The organism is Pseudoalteromonas sp. MER144-MNA-CIBAN-0113 (assembly GCF_040308965.1).
Lineage (GTDB): Bacteria > Pseudomonadota > Gammaproteobacteria > Enterobacterales > Alteromonadaceae > Pseudoalteromonas > Pseudoalteromonas tetraodonis.
This window is the reverse complement of the sequence record NZ_JBEOOG010000040.1, coordinates 12,768-35,608: the sequence shown is the minus strand read 5'-3', so window position 1 is coordinate 35,608 and position 22,841 is coordinate 12,768. Positions and strand designations below refer to the sequence as shown.

The 22,841-nt window shown below is 41.0% G+C and carries 19 protein-coding genes; 9 read left to right on the top strand and 10 right to left on the bottom strand.

Annotation, left to right across the window (positions count from 1 at the left end):
- The first annotated feature begins 269 nt into the window (after positions 1 to 269).
- On the top strand, positions 270 to 467 hold the full coding sequence (locus AAEY57_RS11725) for a CsbD family protein (RefSeq protein ID WP_350607926.1): 198 nt from the start codon (positions 270 to 272) through the stop codon (positions 465 to 467).
- Between the two features lie 110 nt (positions 468 to 577).
- On the opposite strand, the gene AAEY57_RS11720 is transcribed toward AAEY57_RS11725, so the two are convergent.
- The 4 genes from AAEY57_RS11720 to AAEY57_RS11705 all read right to left on the bottom strand — a co-directional run bounded on the left by AAEY57_RS11720 (position 578) and on the right by AAEY57_RS11705 (position 3,569).
- Positions 578 to 1,108 carry an ankyrin repeat domain-containing protein gene (locus tag AAEY57_RS11720; RefSeq protein ID WP_350607925.1) on the bottom strand — a complete coding sequence of 177 codons (531 nt, stop codon included), beginning with the start codon at positions 1,106 to 1,108 and terminating at the stop codon, positions 578 to 580.
- Positions 1,109 to 1,194: 86 nt separating this feature from the next.
- On the bottom strand, positions 1,195 to 1,890 hold the full coding sequence (locus AAEY57_RS11715; RefSeq protein WP_350607924.1) for an aspartate/glutamate racemase family protein: 696 nt from the start codon (positions 1,888 to 1,890) through the stop codon (positions 1,195 to 1,197).
- A gap of 422 nt (positions 1,891 to 2,312) precedes the next feature.
- On the bottom strand, positions 2,313 to 2,756 hold the full coding sequence (locus tag AAEY57_RS11710) for a hypothetical protein (RefSeq protein ID WP_010391128.1): 444 nt from the start codon (positions 2,754 to 2,756) through the stop codon (positions 2,313 to 2,315).
- A 57-nt stretch (positions 2,757 to 2,813) separates the two neighbouring features.
- The gene (locus AAEY57_RS11705; RefSeq protein ID WP_036956797.1) at positions 2,814 to 3,569 is read right to left on the bottom strand and encodes a hypothetical protein; all 756 of its coding nucleotides are present in this window, start codon (positions 3,567 to 3,569) and stop codon (positions 2,814 to 2,816) included.
- Between the two features lie 1,187 nt (positions 3,570 to 4,756).
- On the opposite strand from AAEY57_RS11705, the gene AAEY57_RS11700 reads away from it, so the two are divergent.
- Positions 4,757 to 5,311 (top strand): DUF1240 domain-containing protein, encoded by a 555-nt coding sequence (locus AAEY57_RS11700; RefSeq protein ID WP_036956795.1) that lies wholly within the window; start codon positions 4,757 to 4,759, stop codon positions 5,309 to 5,311.
- 76 nt (positions 5,312 to 5,387) lie between these two features.
- Here AAEY57_RS11700 and metH read toward each other — a convergent pair whose 3' ends face one another.
- Genes metH through AAEY57_RS11685 form a run of 3 tightly spaced genes read right to left on the bottom strand, consistent with a single transcriptional unit; the run spans position 5,388 to position 10,036 of the window.
- On the bottom strand, positions 5,388 to 8,018 hold the full coding sequence (gene metH, locus AAEY57_RS11695; protein WP_350607923.1) for a methionine synthase: 2,631 nt from the start codon (positions 8,016 to 8,018) through the stop codon (positions 5,388 to 5,390).
- 10 nt (positions 8,019 to 8,028) lie between these two features.
- Positions 8,029 to 9,099 carry a homocysteine S-methyltransferase family protein gene (locus tag AAEY57_RS11690; RefSeq protein ID WP_350607922.1) on the bottom strand — a complete coding sequence of 357 codons (1,071 nt, stop codon included), beginning with the start codon at positions 9,097 to 9,099 and terminating at the stop codon, positions 8,029 to 8,031.
- The gene (locus AAEY57_RS11685) at positions 9,089 to 10,036 is read right to left on the bottom strand and encodes a homoserine O-succinyltransferase (protein ID WP_350607921.1); all 948 of its coding nucleotides are present in this window, start codon (positions 10,034 to 10,036) and stop codon (positions 9,089 to 9,091) included. The genes AAEY57_RS11690 and AAEY57_RS11685 overlap by 11 nt, the downstream gene beginning before the upstream one ends.
- Before the next feature lie 225 nt (positions 10,037 to 10,261).
- On the opposite strand from AAEY57_RS11685, the gene ettA reads away from it, so the two are divergent.
- The 3 genes from ettA to AAEY57_RS11670 all read left to right on the top strand — a co-directional run bounded on the left by ettA (position 10,262) and on the right by AAEY57_RS11670 (position 13,401).
- Complete coding sequence (ettA, locus tag AAEY57_RS11680) at positions 10,262 to 11,935, top strand: energy-dependent translational throttle protein EttA (protein WP_350607920.1); 1,674 nt, start codon at positions 10,262 to 10,264, stop codon at positions 11,933 to 11,935.
- Positions 11,936 to 12,072: 137 nt separating this feature from the next.
- Positions 12,073 to 12,435, top strand: a complete 363-nt coding sequence (locus tag AAEY57_RS11675) for a PilZ domain-containing protein (protein ID WP_013464365.1) — start codon at positions 12,073 to 12,075, stop codon at positions 12,433 to 12,435.
- Between the two features lie 57 nt (positions 12,436 to 12,492).
- A complete protein-coding gene (locus tag AAEY57_RS11670) occupies positions 12,493 to 13,401 on the top strand; it encodes a histone deacetylase family protein (protein ID WP_350607919.1) in 909 nt (302 codons plus the stop codon).
- On the opposite strand, the gene AAEY57_RS11665 is transcribed toward AAEY57_RS11670, so the two are convergent.
- A complete protein-coding gene (locus tag AAEY57_RS11665) occupies positions 13,402 to 14,400 on the bottom strand; it encodes an AraC family transcriptional regulator (protein WP_350607918.1) in 999 nt (332 codons plus the stop codon).
- The gene (locus AAEY57_RS11660) at positions 14,384 to 15,292 is read right to left on the bottom strand and encodes a GGDEF domain-containing protein (RefSeq protein WP_350607917.1); all 909 of its coding nucleotides are present in this window, start codon (positions 15,290 to 15,292) and stop codon (positions 14,384 to 14,386) included. The genes AAEY57_RS11665 and AAEY57_RS11660 overlap by 17 nt, the downstream gene beginning before the upstream one ends.
- A gap of 286 nt (positions 15,293 to 15,578) precedes the next feature.
- Between AAEY57_RS11660 and AAEY57_RS11655 the strand changes: the two genes are divergently transcribed.
- The 4 genes from AAEY57_RS11655 to AAEY57_RS11640 all read left to right on the top strand — a co-directional run bounded on the left by AAEY57_RS11655 (position 15,579) and on the right by AAEY57_RS11640 (position 21,701).
- Positions 15,579 to 17,885 carry a TonB-dependent receptor plug domain-containing protein gene (locus AAEY57_RS11655; protein ID WP_350607916.1) on the top strand — a complete coding sequence of 769 codons (2,307 nt, stop codon included), beginning with the start codon at positions 15,579 to 15,581 and terminating at the stop codon, positions 17,883 to 17,885.
- Between the two features lie 64 nt (positions 17,886 to 17,949).
- Complete coding sequence (locus tag AAEY57_RS11650; RefSeq protein ID WP_350607915.1) at positions 17,950 to 18,924, top strand: metallophosphoesterase; 975 nt, start codon at positions 17,950 to 17,952, stop codon at positions 18,922 to 18,924.
- Positions 18,925 to 18,935: 11 nt separating this feature from the next.
- Positions 18,936 to 20,888, top strand: coding sequence for a phytase (locus AAEY57_RS11645; protein WP_350607914.1), 1,953 nt, complete (start codon positions 18,936 to 18,938; stop codon positions 20,886 to 20,888).
- 135 nt (positions 20,889 to 21,023) lie between these two features.
- The gene (locus tag AAEY57_RS11640; RefSeq protein ID WP_055011764.1) at positions 21,024 to 21,701 is read left to right on the top strand and encodes a hypothetical protein; all 678 of its coding nucleotides are present in this window, start codon (positions 21,024 to 21,026) and stop codon (positions 21,699 to 21,701) included.
- 95 nt (positions 21,702 to 21,796) lie between these two features.
- Here the strand turns inward: AAEY57_RS11640 and cyoE are convergent, their stop codons facing one another.
- On the bottom strand, positions 21,797 to 22,681 hold the full coding sequence (gene cyoE, locus AAEY57_RS11635; RefSeq protein WP_350607913.1) for a heme o synthase: 885 nt from the start codon (positions 22,679 to 22,681) through the stop codon (positions 21,797 to 21,799).
- Between the last annotated feature and the right edge of the window lie 160 nt (positions 22,682 to 22,841).

The following is a 22,841-nucleotide window of genomic DNA, read 5'->3' as shown; positions in this document are numbered from 1 at the left end:
GTACTGGTTTGGTGTGAACACCGATTCCGGAAAATCAGTCAAAAGTGTTCACGATAAAACCGGAATGAGCGTTCACGTTAAAACCAGAACGGGTGTTCACGATGGGCCGGAATCACTGTTCACGATGCTCCGGAATATGCATATATATTAAAAACTTAATATTTCACTTTCTGGTATAGGCTTTGCACCTATATAAGTGAACGTTAAAAATCATTTTATTAGTAACGCTTTTAAAATGAAAAATCATCACTCTTAATAAGGTGCTAATTATGAATAGCGATCGTATCGAAGGAAATTGGAAAGAACTTAAAGGTAAAGCGCAGCAAAAATGGGGCGATCTTACCAACGATGATTTAGATAAAATTGAAGGTAGCCGTACCGAGCTTGTTGGTAAAATTCAGCAAAAATATGGTAAATCGAAAGAGGAAGCCGAGCGCGAAGTAAAGGACTTTGAGAAAGGTCATTAATATAAAGCGTGTTAACAGCTTTACTTGCTAATAAAAAACCGCCAATTGGCGGTTTTTTTGTTGGTAAATAATAAAATCACTAGATCTAACATATTCGGTAATTCTTTGAATTAACCAGCCTGTTTATTATTTGAAATCGACGTCAAAAGTTCAGATATCAGCTGCCTATCTATCTGAGCATTTTTTTCACTCAGTTTATGAATAAACTCTAAAGATGTAAGCCCATGTGATTTTTCTTTAATGGTAATACTCGCGCCTTTATCCATTAAAAGTTGCACTAAACCAAAGTCATTAAGCAAAATAGCCGAGTGTAGAGGTGATAAACCATCTATGTGACTTAACGTATTTACTTTGATTCCTTTAGAAATAAAGTATTCGATATAAGCATCGCGCTTATCTATATCTTTAATTTCAAATAAAAATGCTAGACCAGCGCCTGATTCAAGTGATTCGATATCACCCTTATCTGCTCTATAATTAAACAAGTAATATTCGCAAGCGTCACTTGGTATATAGTGAGTATTCTCATTAGTGCTGCAAATAATAACATCTTCAATATCACTATTAATAAGCGAATACAAAGCAACTGAAGAATATCCAACAGATAATAAAAGTAACAAATAAATAGTAAGCTTTTTCACCTCTACCCCCCAGATTCCATAACTAGTAGCATCAGTGTATGCAAGCATAACGAAGTGATTATTTACAGAAATAAGCTCAATCTTATTTATTTAGCCAGCGCTAGTTTTACTGCTGCCTCGGCATGTATTTTGGTGGTATCGTAAAGCGGAACCTGCGTATGTTGTGGCTTTATCAACAAGGCGATTTCAGTACAGCCTAAAATGATGGCCTGCGCGCCTTGTGCAAATAAGCGCTCTATAATGCGGATATAATCGCCTCGCGAATCGTCATCAATGATCCCTTGGCATAACTGCGAATAAATAACCTCGTGCACTCGCTTTCGCTCATTAGGCTGAGGTATTAATACCTCAATGTTATGCTTATCGATTAAACGCTCTTTGTAAAAGTTTTGCTCCATTGTAAATTGCGTGCCCAACAACCCTACTCGCGTGATGTTATCGTGCTTTAGTTGCTCTGCGGTGGTATCGGCAATGTGCAAAATAGGAATGGTAATATTACTGGCAATTTCATCGGCCACTTTATGCATCGTGTTGGTACAAATAAGTAAAAAGTCGGCACCACCAGCCTCTACAGATTTAGCCGCCTCGGTGAGAATATTGGCTGTTTGTTGCCAATCACCTTGATGCTGTAGCGCTTCAATTTCCGCAAAATCGACGCTCACCATGCAAATTTTAGCACTATGTAGTCCACCCAATGAGTTTTTAACGCCTTCGTTTAAAGCTTTGTAATAGCTGGTTGTTGACTCCCAACTCATACCTCCGAGCATGCCGATTGTTTTCATAAAATTGCCTTGTTTAATAGTGGTTAAGAGCAAGCCGATTACTACACAGATATGCGACAAAACAATAAGCAAAGATACCTGTAAAGCCTTGTATAGCGAACCCTCTGACTCATTCTGCCTTACTGTTTTGCTAACTATCAGATGTTGACTTAACAACGAATTTTTCGAATACACAATTTAGTGGGAAATAAATTGCCAAATAAATAGCTAGGAAAAGTAAAAACTCCATATAAAAAGGTAGATCTTTTAGGTTTATTATTGAATCAGTTAAATAGCGGCTAACAAACGATGTAATGAATGCAGATAAAAATATAATGACTAAGTTTGAAGTTTTTTTATTCATGTAAATCCTTTTAAAAAAGCTAATTGCACAACCAATTTCATTATCGTAGTTTATGCGACTACAATTATTGTTTTAATATTTATATATAAGATAATTCAATATCTACTTTTACCACATCATTTTTAATAGCCCATTGAAAAGCATCACTATTTTCAATAAACGCCCTAAGACTATCAACCTCATTTAACGCAGAACACCACTGACTCGTTGTTGAAAGCGCAAATGCAGCCTCGCTTGGTAAAAATTTAAAAGTCGTACTAAGTTGCTGCATAGCATCTGTAGCTTCATCTATGTCGTCTAAATCAGGAATAATTTGGCGTGTAATATCAACAATAAAGTAGTCTTTACTCAGGCTATCTTCCCCGCACTGAAAAAGAAGCATATCGCCGTCATTTTCTAAAATAGTATTTTCAATTCTGTAGCTTTCATATAAATCAATAACCAGTTTAATCAACTGTTTAATATCATTGTTTTTATAAAATTCAGAGCTTTCAATTTTTATCTTGATATCTTCTATTTTCATATTTTATTTCTAATTCTGTTTAATCATTAGTAACTATGTACTTTTTTCGCTACTGTATTAACCTTTACTTACAACGTCTTCAAATAACAATTGCTTATCGTTTTTATATACTTCAAGCCAACCTGGTGGTGAGGTATCACAGCCAATTACAGTAACGTGTAATATGTAACTATAGTGCCCGTTTTTAAACGTATAACTGTGATTACCGCCACTGCCACTAAACGTTATCTCACCATGAATTAAAACGATATCAGGCCTATCGCTTGGGCTTTTATCAATATTCCACGACGCATAACGGAAGTTTCCATCGCCTAAATTATCAATGCGAACACGATAGTTAGCTGTTTTCCAATCGAGTATTGGTTTTTGAAAGGTTTTAATACTTGAATGGAGTGATTGTTTATCTTGAGCGATTAACTTTTCTGCATGTGCTTGCTCAGTGGCATTTTGTGTATTTACAGCAATAACTTTGCCGTCTGTGTCTACCCACATTACGCCGTTATTTAGCATAATACCGCGCCAACCTACGCTATCCCAATCGGTATTAATATTAGAGCTGCCAATAAAAGCAACAAGCTCGTCGTCAAACACTTCATCAAAGCGGTTAATAAACTCAGCTTCATTTTTAATATCAGGAAGTGGATACTGCCTTTTTAGAGGGTAGCGAATATGCGCAGCAATCGCAGTTTTATCCTGCGTTTTAAAAGCAGTAATAACAGGTAATACACTCTCGTGATACTTCTGCTCAAGCGAAAATGTGTTCGATGTGAAAAATAGAGATAGGCAAAGTAATATGTAATTTAGATACTTCATTGATAGTCCTTTATTCAAAGTAATAGAATAGATTTATAAAGAGATTAAATGTGTAACTTCTCTTAAAGCTTAGCCTTTACTATTTTTTAAAAAGGCAGCAAATTTGTGAGGCGAACTATCATAAAATAAACGTATTATATTTTCTGTTTCATCTTCATTTTTATCTATAAAGATTTTGAAGGTGTTACGCTTAAAAAAAGGTCCAAGAAAGCGCCTTCGGATGGAAACACTGGTAGAAATGCACCATAAACTTTTTTCTAGGCAACTTATTTGTAATGAAGCCTCATTATCCCCTAAAGCTTGAAAAAATAAATTTTTTGAAAAAGGTTATAGCTTCACTAATGTTTGGTTGTAATGGAACATCCTGCTCCGTTTCCTCATCATAATACCCACAAAAAACATTTTCCATTAGATATTTTTTCCTTTTAAGTTATAAATTTCCGATTAAAGAAGCTAAAAGTCACATTAGATAAACCTTATAAACTATACAGTTTATTAATGAATATATAGATTATTAATCCGCATATAAACGAAGCTAGTACATTTGAATAAATTCGAACGTTATAGCTTTTCATAAAGCGCTCTTTCATTAAAGTTATGGGGATCAAAGCTAAGCACAAATAAGCAAACCAAGAGGATACAAATATATCTGCTAATTTAGATTGCATTAAGGGAGCGCTATTGCCATATCTTGCGTTACTTATCGCCTCAAAACTCTCACGATCGAATGCTATGGCAGCTACTGCAAATAAAAAAATTATATGGGTAAATAGTAAAACTAAATTTAGAGTACGTTTTAAGAAGCTAACTTCGTAAGTTTTAATAGTCCGCGATCCTGGCATTTAGTTTTTCTGCTCTTAAAAATTGATACGATGATAATATTTTTATATAAACTAAACCTGCTTTATGCTTTTGTAAAATTGACATAAGACACCTCACTTTTTTAACCTAAACAAAGTCTGCTACTTCGTTTTTCGCAGTGAAAGACTTAAAGTGGAGTCTAGTTTATTTATTCTTATAGGCGCTCTTGTTAGAGGAACAGCTATGTGTTTAATTTATACCAATAGGATAACTAAAAAATTATAGCTAGTCTAAGAATTGCTAATAATGCATATGACGAAAACCGTATAAAGTTTAATCGTAATTTATTTGTATGCCTTATTTAAATGTTGATTAAAGGGAATTTAATGAAACATGAAAGAATAACGTTAAGTGAAAATATTAAACATACTTTTTTATTTATACTGTTTTTAACTTTTACCATAGCCTCACCTTTTGCGGCATGGGTTGAAGTATCGTCAGTAATTGAAGCTTTAAACAACAACGACCTCATTTTTAAAGAACGCAGCTTTAGCCCAAGTTTAATTTTGTGCGTTCCAATGTTTGGGACGCTAACAGGCTTACTCTGGCTAAAAATTAAGAACACTGAAATTAGCCCAAGCCTACTGAATAAGTGGTTCAAACTGTGTGGAATAACTTTATTAGTTATGGTTGTGACCATACCCGTTTACACTAACATTATTGAAAATAAAATTGAGAGTGAAGGTTATAGTATTTGTAATTGGTATGGCCGAGGCTCAATTGGTGCGCCTGATATTTGGGTAAGCTCCCAAAGCTATTGCATTAAAGAAGGCTTTAAAGTCAGAGTGGAGCTAATAGATTGGTTAAAACAACAAACGACTAAACCAACTCCAAAAGATGTTACGAATAAAATAAATGAGTTGCTCACTGATAAACTTTAAAAACAAAAACGAGCCTACCTTGGCTCGTTTTTGTTTTACTGATAGCTGACCGCTTCAACTTTTGACCGCTGCTCTTTTACTCTGGCTCATACCCCAAATTAGGCGATAGCCATCTTTCGGCTTCTGCGAGCGTCATATTTGTTCGCTTGGCGTAGTCTTCTACCTGATCCTTCTGTATTGCAGCAACGGCGTAGTATTTCGCTTGTGGGTGTGAGAAGTACCAACCCGAAACCGCAGCACCTGGCCACATGGCGTACGAGCTGGTGAGCTGCATACCAATACGTTTTTCGGTATCGAGTAGTTGCCAAATTTTCTTTTTCTCGGTGTGCTCTGGGCACGCTGGGTAACCCGGTGCTGGGCGAATACCTTGGTAGTTTTCGCGAATGAGTTCATCGTTAGGCAGGTTTTCATCGGGTGCATATCCCCAATACTCTTTTCGCACCTGCTCGTGCAAGTATTCGGCAAAGGCTTCTGCGAGCCTATCAGCAACCGCTTTTATCATTATTTTATTATAGTCGTCTTGCTGTGCGTCGAACGCATTGGCTAGGTCGTCTTCTTCTAAGCCACCTGTTACCGCAAACGCACCAAAGTAATCAGGCGTGCCTTTTGGCGCAATGTAATCGGCTAAACAGTAATTAGCAAAGTCGGTTTTTTCGGTTTGCTGACGTAAATGGCATGAGGTAGTTAATAGCTCTTTGCGCGTTTCGTCGGTGTAAATTTCTATGTCATCGCCCACGCGGTTTGCAGGGAATAAACCAATAACACCTAATGGCTGTAAACTGCCTGACTTTTCAAGTTCATCGAGCATGTCGTTGGCGTCTTTAAATAAGCTTTGCGCCTGCTCGCCAACCACTTCATCGGTCATGATACGTGGGTATTTACCCGCGATTGACCAGGTCATAAAGTATGGCGTCCAGTCTATGTATTTACGAAGCGTCTTGATCGAGACATTTTTAAACTCTGTCACGCCCAGCTTTTTCGGCACCGGTGGGGTGTAATTATCCCAATCAAGCTTGGCGGCGTTATCGCGGGCACGTTGAATAGTAACCGGTTTTGAACGTGGCTTTTTGCGTGCTTGCTGCTCGCGTACTTTCACATATTCAGCGCTGGTTTTTGCTAAAAATTCAGTTTTATGCTCTTTCGACAATAAGTTAGAAACCACACCCACGGCGCGGCTGGCGTTATTTACATACACCACGCCTTTGTCATATTGCGGCTCAATTTTTACAGCAGTATGGGCTTTTGAGGTGGTTGCCCCACCAATCATGAGTGGTAGCTCAAAGCCACGACGTTTCATTTCTTTGGCAACATGTACCATTTCATCAAGCGACGGAGTAATTAAGCCCGAAAGGCCTATAATATCGGCTTTTTCGTCAATCGCGGTTTGCAGTATTTTATCTGCTGGCACCATTACCCCAAGGTCGATTACTTCGTAGTTATTGCATTGCAGTACTACGCCTACGATGTTTTTACCTATGTCGTGCACGTCGCCTTTTACGGTGGCCATAACAATTTTACCGTTGGTCGCGCCCTCTTCTTTTTCGGCTTCAATGAATGGGTCAAGGTAGGCGACCGCGCGTTTCATTACACGGGCCGATTTAACCACTTGAGGTAAAAACATTTTACCCGCGCCAAATAAATCCCCAACCACGTTCATGCCGTCCATGAGTGGCCCTTCAATGACGTGAATAGGTTTATCTGCGCCAGCACGGCACTCTTCTGTGTCTTCATCTATAAAGGTGGTTATGCCTTTTACTAGGGCATGCTCTAGGCGTTTTTCAACCGACCAAGTGCGCCATTCTAAATCTTCTACCCGCTCAGCTTGTGCCATGCCTGAATATTTAGGCGCAAGTTCAACAAGGCGCTCGCCAGCACCGGGGTCGGTGTTAAGAATTACATCTTCTACGGCTTTGCGAAGTTCCTCGGGGATGTCGTCGTAAACCGCAAGCTGCCCTGCGTTTACTATGCCCATATCCATACCCGCTTTTATAGCATGGTATAAAAACACCGAGTGAATCGCTTCACGTACTGGGTTATTACCTCTAAACGAGAACGATACGTTTGACACCCCACCCGACACTTTACAGTGCGGTAAATTTTGCTTAATACGGCGGGTGCCTTCAATAAATTCTACGGCGTAGTTGTCGTGCTCTTCTATACCGGTGGCAACGGCAAATATGTTGGGGTCAAATATAATGTCTTCTGGCGGGAAGCCAATTTCGTCGACCAAAATACGGTAGCTGCGCTCACAAATTTCAAACTTACGATCGGCGGTATCGGCTTGACCTTCGGTATCAAACGCCATCACAACAGCCGCGGCGCCAAAGCGTTTTATAATTTTAGCTTGGCGAATAAACGGCTCTTCACCCTCTTTAAGTGAAATGGAGTTAACAATGGCCTTGCCTTGAATACACTTTAAGCCTGCTTCGATGACTTCCCACTTTGAGGAGTCGACCATTATAGGTACTTTAGAAATATCAGGCTCTGAGGCAATTAAGTTTAAAAACTTAACCATGGCCGCTTTTGAGTCCAGCATGGCTTCGTCCATGTTGATATCAATAACCTGTGCGCCATTTTCTACTTGTTCGCGGGCCACATTCAGGGCGGTCTCGTAGTCCTCTTCCATGATCAAACGTTTAAACATGGCCGAGCCAGTTACGTTAGTACGCTCGCCGACATTGGTAAATACTGCAATTTGTTGGGTCATTGGCGGCTCCTTAATTTAAGTTACAGGCTTCTAGGCCTGATAAACGCATGCGCACTTCAAGCTCTGGTAATTTTCGTGGTGCTGTTCCTTCAAGCCCTTTGGCAAAGGCACGAATGTGCGCAGGCGTAGTGCCGCAGCAACCGCCAACAATATTAATAAAGCCCGATTTACCCCAATCTATGATCTCTTTTGCCATGTCGTCTGCTTCTAAATCGTATTCTCCGAACTCATTGGGTAAGCCCGCATTAGGGTGAACAGAAACAAAGGTTTCGCACACGCGTGATAGCTCTTCAACGTATTGGCGTAGTAAATCTGGCCCTAGCGCGCAATTTAAGCCAATTGAAAGCGGCTTAATATGGCGAATAGAGTTATAAAATGCTTCGGTGGTTTGCCCTGAAAGCGTGCGGCCTGAGGCGTCGGTGATAGTGCCTGATATCATCACTGGTAATGTACGCCCTGCTTGTTCAAACGCTTCTTCTACCGCGAATGAGGCGGCTTTTGCATTAAGCGTGTCGAATATTGTTTCGATTAAAATAATATCTACACCGCCTTCCATAAGTGCAAGGGTCGACTCCACATACGCAGTCACTAATTTATCAAAGGTGATATTACGATAGCCGGGGTCGTTTACATCCGGCGATAACGAACAGGTTTTAGACGTTGGCCCTAAAACGCCTGCTACATAGCGCGGTTTTTCTGGGGTTTTAGCGCTAAATTCATCACATACAGCACGGGCTAACTTAGCTGACTCTAAATTAACTTCACGGCTTATGCTCGACATGTCGTAATCTTCCATCGAAATGGTAGTCGAGTTAAAGGTGTTGGTTTCGATAATATCGGCACCGGCGGCTAAAAAGCTGCGGTGTATATCAGTAATAATTTCAGGCTTGGTTAGACTTAATAAATCGTTATTACCTTTAATAAGCACGTGCCAATCTTTAAAACGTTCACCCCGGTAGTCTTGCTCTTCAAGCTTATGCGTTTGGATCATGGTTCCCATTGCACCATCTAAAATTAAAATGCGCTGTTTGAGCGTAGCACTTAGCTCTTGATGCTTATTGTTTTGAGGATTACTCGGCATAGTTGTTAGTCCTTACGTCTTGGCTAACTAAGTTAATATCATAGGGTGTGGTTTGGTAAACGTAATAATTTAACCAGTTTGAAAACAGTAAAAACGCGTGACTTTGCCATGTTTTAGACGGTTGCTTGCTGGTATCGTCATCAGGAAAATAGTTTTCGGGCTTTGGCGCATCAGGGCTTTTTTGTAAATCGCGCTCATATTCGGCTTTTAAACTGTCGGCATCGTATTCTGGGTGGCCGGTAATAAATACTTGGCTGCCCGATTTATTTTTAAGTAAATAAGCCCCGACTCGTTCAGAGCCCGCTAATACCACCAGCTCTTCACAAGCGTTTATTTTATCTATATCTATGTGGCCATAACGTGAGTGCGGCACTAAAAAGGTATCGTCAAAGCCGCGGGTAAGTGCACCATGGGCAAAGTAGCATTGATGGGTAAACACCCCACACAGTTTATTTTCTTTTAAATCGCGCTTTAAATTATAACGGTGATATAAAGCCGCGTGGGCAGCCCAGCACGAAAACAAAGTAGAAGTTACATGCTGCTCGGCCCAATCAATAATCACTTTGAATTCTTCCCAATACGCCACTTCTTCATACTCTAAATGTGCCAAAGGCGCACCGGTAATTAATAGTGCATCGTAATTATTTTTTTTCACTTCTGAAAAGTAACGATAAAAGGTATCTAAGTGTTGCTCTGAGTTACTACTGCTACGATGCGTGTCAAGGCGCAGTAGCTCTACATTTACTTGCAGCGGAGAGTTAGCCAACAAGCGAATAAACTGAACTTCGGTTTCTACTTTATTAGGCATAAGATTAAGAATAGCCAAACGCATAGGGCGTATTTCTTGCGTTTTTGCACGCGTTTTTGGCATTACAAACACGTTTTCATGACGTAAACGTGCAATAGCTGGCAATTCGTCTTCTACTGTAATTGGCATTCTTAAAGCTCCTGCTCATAAAAACCGAGAATTAATACGCTCTCATTATGAACAGAATGTGAAAAATATCAACCTCTAGATGTATAGATGTCTAAATGAAATTTATTCACGTGGTTTGTATAAATTGAATATGTACTTTAAAACAGTGCCATTCGTTGACTGTTTCACCTGTGAGCCACTACAATACAGCATTGAAATTTTTATTATTATTTGAAGGCTTCTTCCATGGTTTTACCTGATAAGTTTATATTCTCGATGAGTCGAGTATCTAAGGTTGTACCACCAAAACGCACTATCTTAAAAGATATTTCGTTGCATTTTTTCCCTGGTGCAAAAATTGGTGTGCTAGGTCTAAATGGTTCTGGTAAATCATCATTACTACGCATTATGGCAGGTGTTGATGAAGATTTTGAAGGTGAAGCTCGCCCTCAACCAGGCACTAAAATTGGTTACTTGCCGCAAGAGCCTGTTTTGGACGAAAGCAAAACAGTTCGTGAAATTGTTGAAGAAGCTGTGGGTGAAGTAAAACATGCCCTTAACCGCCTTGACGAAGTGTATAACGAATACGCAATGGAAGGCGCTGACTTTGACGCACTGGCTAAAGAGCAAGGTGAATTAGAAGCGATTATTCAAGCGCATGATGGTCATAATATCGATAACGTATTAGAGCGTGCTGCCGATGCACTTCGTTTACCTGAGTGGGATGCTAAAATTGAGCACCTATCGGGTGGTGAGCGCCGTCGTGTTGCTATTTGTCGTTTGTTACTTGAAAAACCAGATATGCTGATTCTCGATGAACCAACTAACCACTTAGATGCTGAGTCGGTTGCCTGGTTAGAGCGCTTCTTACATGACTACGAAGGCACCGTTGTGGCAGTAACGCATGACCGTTACTTCCTTGATAATGTTGCTGGCTGGATTTTAGAGCTTGACCGTGGTGAAGGTATTCCGTGGGAAGGTAATTACTCGTCTTGGCTTGAGCAAAAAGATGCCCGCTTACAACAAGAGCAAAAATCTGAAAAAGCACGTCAAAAATCAATTGCACAAGAACTTGAATGGGTACGTTCAAACCCTAAAGGTCGTCAAGCTAAGTCAAAAGCACGTATGGCGCAGTTTAGCGAACTACAACAGTCTGATTACCAAAAACGTAACGAAACCAATGAATTGTTTATTCCACCTGGCCCACGTTTAGGTGACCAAGTATTAGAAGTAAACAACTTACATAAAAGCTTTGGCGACCGCGTTTTAATTGATGACTTAAGCTTTAGCATGCCTAAGGGCGCTATTGTGGGTATTATTGGTGCCAATGGTGCAGGTAAATCAACGCTATTTAAAATGTTAAGCGGTGAAGAGCAGCCAGATAGCGGTAATATCAGCATTGGTGAAACAGTGGAACTGGCAACAGTTGATCAGTTCCGTGGCAACATGGATGAAAGCAAAACAGTATTCCAAGAAATCTCTGACGGCCAAGATGTACTAAAAATTGGTAACTTTGAGTTCCCAAGCCGTGCTTATGTTAGCCGTTTTAACTTTAAAGGTAACGATCAACAAAAGTTTGTTAAAGACTTATCTGGTGGTGAGCGCAACCGTTTACACCTAGCTAAGCTGTTAAAAGCAGGCGGCAACGTAGTACTACTGGATGAGCCAACCAATGACTTGGACGTTGAAACATTACGTGCCCTTGAGAATGCTATTTTAGAATTCCCTGGTTGTGTCATGTGTATCTCGCATGACCGTTGGTTCCTTGACCGTATTGCTACACACATTTTAGATTACCGTGACGAAGGCCAAATTAACTTCTTTGATGGTAACTACACTGAGTACGAAGAGTGGCTTAAAAAGACCCTTGGCGCAGAAGCTGCACAGCCCAAGCGTATTAAGTACAAAAAAATTGGCTAGCAGCCACAGTGAATAAGTTAAAAGCCCTGCATTTTATGCGGGGCTTTTTTATACGAGCTATTTTTATCTTTGAGCAAATTGGCGTGTTGGGCATTACCAGCTATGCTTATTATAAATAAAAACTTTATAAGATGATTATGCAAAACCGTCGGCAATTTTCTCGTATTATGTTCTCTACAGCAGCGCAATTGGAAACGGCTAGCTCCCAGTATGCATGTACCCTATTAGATATTTCTTTACATGGTGCACTGATCACTAAAAGCGATGCCTTTACAGGCAACAAAAATGACGAAGCAATATTGCGCTTTACCTTGCCACAAAGCGATATTGAAATAAAAATGCCGGTGGTTATTCGTCATATAGAAGAAAATCATATTGGTCTTAAATGTCATAACATTGATATAGACAGCATTACGCATTTAAAGCGCTTGGTTGAACTAAACCTTGCTGATGAAACATTATTACACCGTGAGCTTGAAACGCTTATTTACCAAACATAAATAGACGCACTGCGTGAAGTTGATTACCATAACCAAAAATAATTAAACGACGCAGATATGAGTCTAAATCCCAATCTACCTTTAGTTTATCATCCTAATTACTCGTTTAGTTTTGATCCCAAACACCGCTTTGTAATGAGTAAATTTGCGCAGCTATACCAGCATGTTAAAACCCTTGGGCTTGCTGGCAGCAATATCATAGAGCCACCACATGGTAGTGTAGAAGAGCTAGAAATAGTACACTGTGAAAACTACATTCACGATTTATGGCATAATCGCCTAGATGAAAAAGCCATGCGCCGTATTGGCTTACCCTGGTCGCAAGCACTAATGAACCGCACATTTACCGCCCCATTAGGGACACTGCAAACTGCGCGTTTAGCGCTTAAAAGTAGTCTTGCGTGCCATTTAGCGGGCGGCACTCACCATGCCCACAGTGATTTTGGCTCGGGTTTTTGTATGGTGAACGATTTAGCTTTTACCGCACAGACGTTAATTCAAAACCGTGAAGTGACTAACGTACTGATTTTTGATTTAGATGTTCACCAAGGTGATGGCACGGCAGCCATGCTGGCTCATCAACCTTATGCGTTTACCTGTTCAATACACTGTGAGAAAAACTTCCCATTTAGAAAGTCCCCTAGCGATTTAGATATTGGTTTAGCCAATAATATGCAAGACGCTGAATACTTAGGTATTGTTGACGATACCCTGCAATTTTTATTACACGAGCTTAACCCGGATCTTGTTTTATACGATGCTGGCGTTGATATTTGGCAAGAGGATGGCTTAGGCAAACTGGATATTAGTTGGCAAGGGATAGAAAAGCGCGATCACTTAGTGCTTAAACGCTGCCTTGCAAATAATACTCCTGTTGCCACTGTGATTGGTGGAGGCTATGACAGAGATCATCAGCGCCTAGCAAAGCGCCATGGCATTGTTATTGAGCAAGCGGCTAGTTTTTAATTATATTTTTAACTGACTTGGCGTAATGCCGGTCCAACGTTTAAATGCACGGCGAAAGTTAGGAATATCATAAAATGCTAAGCGAGTAGCTACTTGTTCATTACCTTGCTGGCACACCCCCAGTAAATGCAGTGCTTTGAGTTTATTTTGCTCATCTTGTAATTGCGAATAACTGACACCATGTTGTTTTAACTTACGTTTAAACGTAGCAGAGCTCATGGCAAAATGCTCAGCAGTACTAACGAGATTATTGTTTGTATTGTGGTAAATGGATAGGCAAACCGCCTCAACAAAAGACAAAGATACATTTTTAGGCAATTGACTTTGCGCTATGCACTGCTGCCACCGCAATGGGCTTGACTCTGGGTTTGAGCACTTAAGTAATTGTTTATTAAAGTGCCAACGGGTGTAGGGTTGTTCAAACCGAACCCGTAAGCCTAAGTGCTGCTCATACTCTTGAATATGCCGCGGGCGCTTACAGGTAAAGTCAAAATAACAATGTGGATACACATTACATACTCGTTTTAGTAAGCTCATTAACGCAGCGCTGTATATTTCAAAACAATAATTTTTTAATGACTCGTCCATACCGATACTCGGTTGCAAGTACAGATAAAAATCGTCTTGAAATATATGCTTACGGGTAAAAAATAAAGGCGCAATAACAGTGCGGATCTGTTGTAATTGCTTCAAAGCCATACCTAAACTGGGGCTTAAACGCACACTTTGCACCGCAGGGCTAACGTCATTAACCAATTGATGACCGAGTAAAAAACCACTGTCGTTACTCTTCATTAAGGTTTTAAACTGGCTAATTAAAGCCAATAACTGCGATAAACTAAAACGCTGTGATAGGTCATATAAATCTTGCTCAAAAATACCCGTACCACGCAGCAATTTATGCAGCGGGATCCCTCGTCCTTGAGCAAGCTCCACCAGCGCAGTAATAATCCCCTCGCCGCTGAGGTATTTATCATCTAGACTAATATACTGCTGCACCTACAAGCGCCTTTTCTTGTTGTAATTGTTGATGTAACAGGCTGGTTTGCTGCACTGGATCTTGCGCTAAATCCATTGCCATGGTGGCGGTTAAAATATGCTGAAACTGTGCGCCTTTGCTTTTTGCGACTTTAAACGCACAATGGTTAAGCGCCGCTTTCATTTGCGCTAGTAATTCTTTGGCTTGGCTTTGGCTGGTATTCGGCATAAGCACAATAAAGCAATCTCCGGCATAGCGACAAAGCACATCATTTAACCGGCAATTCATTACTAATAAATCACTAATTTCTCGCAGTAACCTATCACCTTCACTAAAACCAAACTGCGCATTAAACTTTGCAAAATCACGAATATCAATAACACCTAAAGTGCCGCCTTGCTGCTCTGTTTGTTGTTGCTGCATGAGTGAATGTAAGTAGTTAACTCGGTATAACCCTGTTACCGGACAGACTTTTTCATGCTCTCGCAGATGCGCTTCTCGACGACGCAATTGACGATTTAAAACAAATTGTTCTTGATGCCAATAATAAAGCCCAACACTGGTAAGCGACATACCAAACGGCGCTGGCAGTGATTCAAACCAAGTGAGCCATAATTGTGGTGGTTGTTTTAACCACTCATCAAGTAAATCGAGTGTAGCTGAGAACATAAACAAACCTAAACCTAGCACCAATAAGGTGGTTACTTTGCCTGGCGGACGTGAAATAAGTAACGCAACTATCCAGCTGAGAGTCATCAACACAATCCCGCCCTCACCGACAATATCGAGCCACGCAATGTCTTGCCATTGCTTAAGTTCGCCAAAGTAAGCACATATTGCTACGGCAATAACCAATAATAAAATTATGGTGTTGGTTAATTTTGCATGGCTGGTAAATGGGTTATATCGCATTGTTTAAGTCTTCTAAGATTTACACTATTACGTATGCTAGCGCGGTACTGATTTATTAGGCAGAGTCATTTTGGCTCATTGATATGACATTGAGATTAAAATTTATAAGTATTTAACCTAGTAATAACCATTTTTAGTGCGCTGGAGCCGTGTTTAAACAGCTCAAATGTCTGTTTAAAAAGCGCTAAGTTGGCGTTTTGTCAGGAATTAACTGTAAAACTGTCACATTAGCGTCATTAACTTTTTTTAGTTTGCTCACCAAACCAAGGACAACCGGAGCAAATCAATGAAACAATTTAAGTTAAATGCTGTTGTGGCGGCATTAGCACTGAGCCAATTTGGTGTTAGCGTAAATGCACAAGAACAAACATCGCCAAGGGAACCTGAAGTAAAGGTTTCTGAAGAGCTTGTGGTATACGGCGAGATTGGTTATCGCAACCGCTCGCAAGAACTAGCGCCCACGCTTGAATATTCACAAGAGTACTTTCAACGCTTTGAACCACTCACCGCCGGTGATGCGCTAAAGCGTGTTCCTAGTGTGACTTTTTTATCTGACGTACTTGAGTCTGACGGCGCTCGTATGCGCGGTTTAAGCCCTGCGTATACTAAAGTACTCATTAATGGTGAAGAAGTACCGGGTGCCGGTGCTGACCGTTCATTTTTTGTGGACCGTATTCCAGCAGAATTAATTGAGCGTGTAGAAATTATTCGTTCATCTAGTGCCAACCGCTCTGCCGATGCCATAGCAGGCACACTTAATATTGTACTTCGCGATGGCTACAGCTTAGACGGTGGTTATATTCGCGCTGGTGGCTTACGTTACGATGACGGCGAACTAAAAGAAAGCTTTGCGGGCGTTTACGGTACTGAGTTTGCAGGTGGCCGTTTACTAGTAGGTGCCAATTTACAAGGTCGTTATAACCCAAAACAAAAATCAAGCAGACGTTATGGCGATAGCCCTGAAAATAACCCTAATTATGCAACAGACGATTTTGATAACCGTGAAGATCAATCTGATACTCGTGATGGCGATGACACATCATTAAATGCCAGCTTTGAAAAGGTGTTTGATAACGGCGGCAAGTTTGATATTAGCGCTATGTGGGTTGATACCGACCGTACCGAAGATGAGCGCTCTTTTGAATACGACGACGCATCTGCAACCTCAGGCTCTGTCGTTGAGGGTGGTAATTTAATCTCAGATAACGCAAACGTTTCGTTTATTGATCAAACCAACTACAACATTAATTCTGGCTATGAATTACCCCTACTGGGCGGTACCAGCAAATTTAAAGTAGGCTATGCCAGCTTTGAAGAGTCTGTTTACGAACAAGAAGTTGAGCTTGATACCTCAGAGCTCCCAATGGTGTTTGAAGAAGCAGAAGAAACCGTTGATATCGATGATAAAGAATGGTCATTACAATGGCAGCACAGCTTACTAGTAGGTGATTCAAAAGAAATCCAATTTGGTGCTTTTGTACAAGGTAAAGAGCGCGATACCGCTATTTTTGTCGCTGAAGATGAGCTTGAAAAAGGCTTTACCAATTGGGATCAATTTACTGAGAATCCACTGACTCTTGCCGGTTTTGACAACGCCTTTGAACCAGTGGCTGGTGGCGTTAATACCCTAGAAGAAGACCGTTTTGATTTATTTGCGCTAATCAAGCATGAAGCGGATGTGTTCTCGTGGGAGATGGGGGTGCGCTGGGAGTCAACTGACTCAAGTATTACCGATACCAATGAAGGCGTTACTGCCGAAAATGATTATGACTTTTTCTTACCGTCGGCTCACTTTCGTTACAGCGTCAGTGATAACGGACGAGTCAGCGCCTCTGTTGCTCGCAGCTTACGTCGCCCTGACTTTGACTACATGACACCCGCCCTACTTGAAGAAGAGCTCGCTGATAATGACTTTTTAGGCAACCCAAGCCTTAAACCAGAATCATCTTGGGGTATCGATTTAGGTTACGAATACCGTTTAGGTAAAAGTGGCGTTGTAGGTGTAAACGTATTTTACCGTGACGTTAGCGACCTTATTGAAATTGCCAGTACCGGTGTTGAAGGCTCAGAAGGCGAAGGCACATTTGTACTGCAACCACAAAATACTGGTGATGGCACAGTTCAAGGTATTGAGTTTGATTTATCAACCCCACTGAGCTCCTTAAACATGCCTAACACAGGTATCTTCTTAAATTACTCTTGGCTTGATAGTGAAGTTGAAGATAGCTTTGGTAAGCGTAAATTTAATGACCAATCGGATTATGTTTATAACGTTGGCTTTATCCAAGATTTACCAACACTACGCGCATCATTTGGGGCAACGTACCGTAACCAAGGTGATGCATACGGACGCTTCGTGGGTGAAGAAGTGACAACCTCTTACGGTGCTGATTTAGAGCTTTTCGTTGAAAAGCGCTGGGATGACATCACTCTACGCCTTGTCGGTTCAAACTTACTGGATGCCAGCAAAGACGAAGTTTTCAATAAGTTTGACTCGCTTGATGATCAAAACAATCGTGAATTTGATGAGTACGAGCTTGAATCGGAAGAAGCAGGCCCTGTGATTCAAGTAATGCTGCGTTACGCATTCTAATCACACGTATTGTCATTTTAAGCACGTAATGGCAAACCATCGCGTGCTTTTTTGGAGTTAAAACATGTTTAAATTGTCTTTCATAATGGCCGCGATACTGTGCTCATCAGCGCTTAGTGCAGACGAGCCTGTTGTTTATAAAGATGCGCTATACCAACAACAAAAAATAGCTAAGTTAACTACGTTGCCTAATAGCCTTAACTTTATGGTTATTGGTGATTGGGGACACAACGGCCACTTTTACCAAAAAGAAGTGGCTCATCAGCTAGAAATTGCTATGTATCAAACCGATGCCGATTTTATTGTCTCGACCGGCGATAACTTTTACCCAAATGGCGTGGCAAGTGTGAACGATCCTCTTTGGCAATCAGCCTTTGAGAACATATACCATGGCCCGCACACATTTGAAGATTGGTATGTTGTTTTAGGTAATCACGATTACTTAGGTAATGCCCAAGCACAAATTGACTATACAAACAAAAGCCAGCGCTGGCAGTTACCTGCAAGGTACTACAGTAAAACATTTGCGCTTGAAAACAACGAGCACGTGTTAATGGTGTTTTTAGATACCAACCCAATTCAGCCTGAATATAAAGACCGTGATAAATACCGTTCAACCCAAGGACAAGACTATAAAACCCAACTTACTTGGCTTGAAACCCAACTTGCTGGCAGTAACGCAAAATGGAAAATTGTGGTAGGCCATCACCCGCTTTATTCTAGTGGTAAACGCTTTGGCCGCAACCAAGGGCTTCGCGACATTTTAGAACCTATTTTGGAGCGTCATAACGTGCACGCTTATATCGCAGGGCACGAGCACGACTTGCAATACAACCAACCAAAAAATAGCAAGGTGGCTCACTTTGTCTCTGGTGGTGGCAGCGAAGCGCGGTTTGTAAAACAACGTGAATTTACCCGCTACGCAGAAGCAACACCTGGTTTTTTAAGTATCTCTATCAATGGCGAAACTCTCAGTGTAAGCGCGATTAATCACCTTGGTGAAGTACGTTTTAGCACTGAAAAGCACATAGATAAGTAAAGGATAAAATTATGAACTTTAAACTAAATACAATTTCAGCGGTACTATCAAGTGCTGTGCTTGTAACTGCGCTTGGCGGTTGTACAAGTAATGACGATACGCAAAACACGACAGAAATAGCAAAGCTGGCTGTTGAGGCTAAGTTATTTGGCCCACAACAAAACATGCAAGGCTCACAAGCAGCAGCGCTAGGTAATAATCAATGGCTAATGGCGAGCGAAAGCCGGGGCTTATTACTTGCCGATAACGAGAAAAGCAGTGTGCTGTTAGCCGGTAACTTTGAGTCAATTTCACTAAAACAATTATCAGCGCAGCAATTTATATTAGCCAGTCTTGATAAAAGCCAAGACAACGTAGCTATTTTTAAGCTTACAAAAAATGGCCAAACTTGGCAGCTAAATGAACTCACTCGTATTAGTCCGCCTCAAGCTCAACCTGATGCTGTGTGTTTATTTAAAAACAGCAATACCGAGACTGTATCAGCGTTTGTGCCAGATGTTCGAGGCTTGATCAGCGAAACGGTTATATATGATTTAGCAACAAACCAAGCTAAAAATATCACAGTACGTGAATTCTCTGCGGTCACTGAGGCTTCAGGTTGTGCAGTAAATGACGACACAAAAACCCTGTATGTGGGTGAGGCAGAGCTCGGAGTGTGGGCCATTAATGCTGATGCAGAATCAGATGCCAATAAGCAGCCTGTGGCTTTAGTACAGCCATACGGCGAATTAAACAGTGAAATCGGAGCTTTATCAGTATCACAAGACGGTACTTTATGGCTGAGTGCCACTGATGGTAATTTGGTTTATGCTTACCAAGCTCAAACAGACAAGCTAAGCCAATGGTCACTGGCAGGTGAGCACACTATTGAGTCTGTTGCAGCGAGCTTTATTAATGACAATCAAGCGCAGCTAGTTTTGATTGATGATGAAACCGGCGCTTACATTCAAGCAAACGTTAACTACGCAGCGCAAACTTCTGTCTCAAATAGCAAAGTTGCTATGACTCAACTTCATGCCAGCGCACAAACCACACCGGTTGCAGCGTTTGGTGATGCAGCAGATGACCCAGCAATTTGGATAAATGAGCAAGATGCTAAAAACAGCTTAATTTTAGGCACAGATAAACGCCGTGGTTTGATGGTTTATGACCTTGCTGGCAACAAAGTACAGTCGCTTAATGTTGGCCGTTTAAATAACGTTGATGTGCGCCAACATCAAGGTATAAACAACGAAACCCATACGTGGATCACTGCCAGCAACCGTACGCTTAATAGCATTAGCGTATTTACTGTTGATGGCGATAACAAACTAAACCATGTAACAGAAGTCGCGACTAACTTACCTGAGATTTACGGTATGTGTATGTATTCGTCTGATTCTGGCCATTACGTATTTGTTAATGATAAATCAGGTTTATTTCAACAATACAAATTAACTGGTAATGCTAATTCCTTAACAGGTGAATTGGTCAGAGAATTTACCCTACCTAGTCAGCCAGAAGGCTGTAGTGCTGATGATAAACTAGGCCAATTATTTGCAGGTGAAGAAGATGCAGGTATTTGGTATATCGGCGCAGAGCCTACCGCTGGTAACAAAGCAGTAAAGCTACAAAGTGTTAATGAACAACTGGTGGCAGATGTAGAAGGTATGGAAGTTTATCATGCTAATGATGCGCGCTATTTAGTGGTATCAAGCCAAGGCGATAATAGCTATGTGCTTTACAATATATCAGATGATACACAGCCGAGTTTAAGCTTTGCTGGTAAGTTTAATGTGATTGCTAATCTTGATAAAGGCATTGATGGCGTAGGTGAAACTGACGGTTTAACCGTTACAGCAATGGCTTTGCCTGGTTATCCTGAGGGTATGCTTATAGTACAAGACGGCTATAACCGTATGCCACTGCAACCACAAAACTTTAAAGTTATTGACTGGCGCGAAGTGAAAAAAGCAATTAGATAATAGCTAACTCTAAATATACTGATACACACTAAAGTTTTAGTGTGTATCACGTTTAAGCCTTACTAAAATTTAACTAAAGATAATTTTTTATAAATGTATACTACACTTTATATCTATAAATTAATTGAGGTTATTATGCGGCTACCCTACTTCGTATCTTTATTTATCAGCATTGTATTTTGTACCAGCTCGCTTGCTAATGCCGAAGAGCCACCAGAACTTCCGCCATTAAACCCCAAATATGAAGCAGAGCATGCCATGGTATTGGTTAATAAAGGTTCAAGTGTATACGCCATTAACATTCCAAGCTTTGAGCTTCCCTTTGATATGCATGTTATGTACAAGGTAGATGTATCTGATATTCCATTTTTAGATTTAGTACGTGATGCTGAGTTAGTTACCGTAAAATCAAAGCCGTTTAATATTCAACGCTTAATGCGAGGCGAAGAAGTCGCGATTACCGCAGATGTGTATCTTGGGGATTATAGACAAGGAGGTAGCTTAGTTTACAGCGATAAATTAATAGAGCTTAGCGAGCAGTTATTTACTCGTGAGCTAACTGATTTAAGCCCAGCCTCAAAATGGCAACAGTACGACATGGTTACGCTAAAAAATAACGAGCGTATTTACATTCACCAAATAACTCAACCACCAAGCTATCATCATATTATGTTTGTTGATTTAAGTGGTGCCTGTTTACAAAAGTTTCGCACCTCAACTGAAGTGCCCTCTGCTGGTGAGCTCAATTATAAATTTATAAATTGTGGCACATTGAAACCCATGTTTTATGATGCTGAAAGCTTAAGTAAATAATTTAGCCTTGTTTTAGGGACGAAAAAAGGCTCCTCGCAATGCTCAGAGCCTTTGGTTAACTTTGGGAATTAACTCGGTTCATTGATCGTTTTAGATCAGTTTAGCGCCACTAGTTGTGGCGCAATTGTTTGATAATCTACCGCCATGGCAATGCTCAAAGCGGTAATATTAATAATTGAAAACGCAAACACTTGGCGTGCCCAACGGGTGGTGTCTATGTTGTATCGATACCCTCTAAGTGCCATGAGTAACCACCAAAAACTGGTGATACAGGCAACGGCCATAAAGGCAGCACCGGTATAACCACTAATTGGCAATAGCATCACCACTAAAGCATATACTGCAATATAAAGCACAATATGGCGCTTAGCTTTATTAACACCTTGCGCCACGGGCAATACTGGAATATTAGCGGCTTGGTAATCCTTAAAGCGAAAAATAGCAATCGCATATGAGTGCGGCATTTGCCACAAACTAAACATCACCAGCAGTATTAATGCGCCCATGTCGAACACACCCGTAACGGCGCAATAGCCAACAACAGGTGGAACTGCGCCCGACAGACTACCAATAAAGGTGCCGTAAACAGAGTTGCGTTTCATGTAGAGGCTGTAAACCCCTACATAGATGACATAGCCAAAGGCGGCAAAAAATACCGCCGCTTGAGTGGTAAAGGCGACTAATAAGCCAAAGCCAATTAGCCCTAATAACACGCCATGACTTAAAGCGGCTTTTGCAGACATTTCGCCCGTTACAGTCACACGTGAGCGAGTACGTGCCATGGCAACATCAATGTCTCTATCAATAACATTGTTTATGGCACATCCCGATGCAACAACAAGCGATAAACCAACCAAGGTAACCAACATTAACCATGGGTCTATATCACCGCGGGCGGCGAGTAAAAAACCACCGGCAACGCTGATCAAATTCCCCATAATAATACCTGGCTTAGTAACAGCTAAATAACGACGAAACATCTGAAACCTCTAGGGTCTGTTGACCTTTGCGGATTAAAATTTGTTCAAACTAGGGGCGGTTTAATCGCGGCGCGAGGTTTGTAACCTAGTGGGCTAAGTCAAAACCGAGCAACAAAGAGTAAATCGACCCTAGGCAGAACCCTTCGGGCAGCGCCTGTTT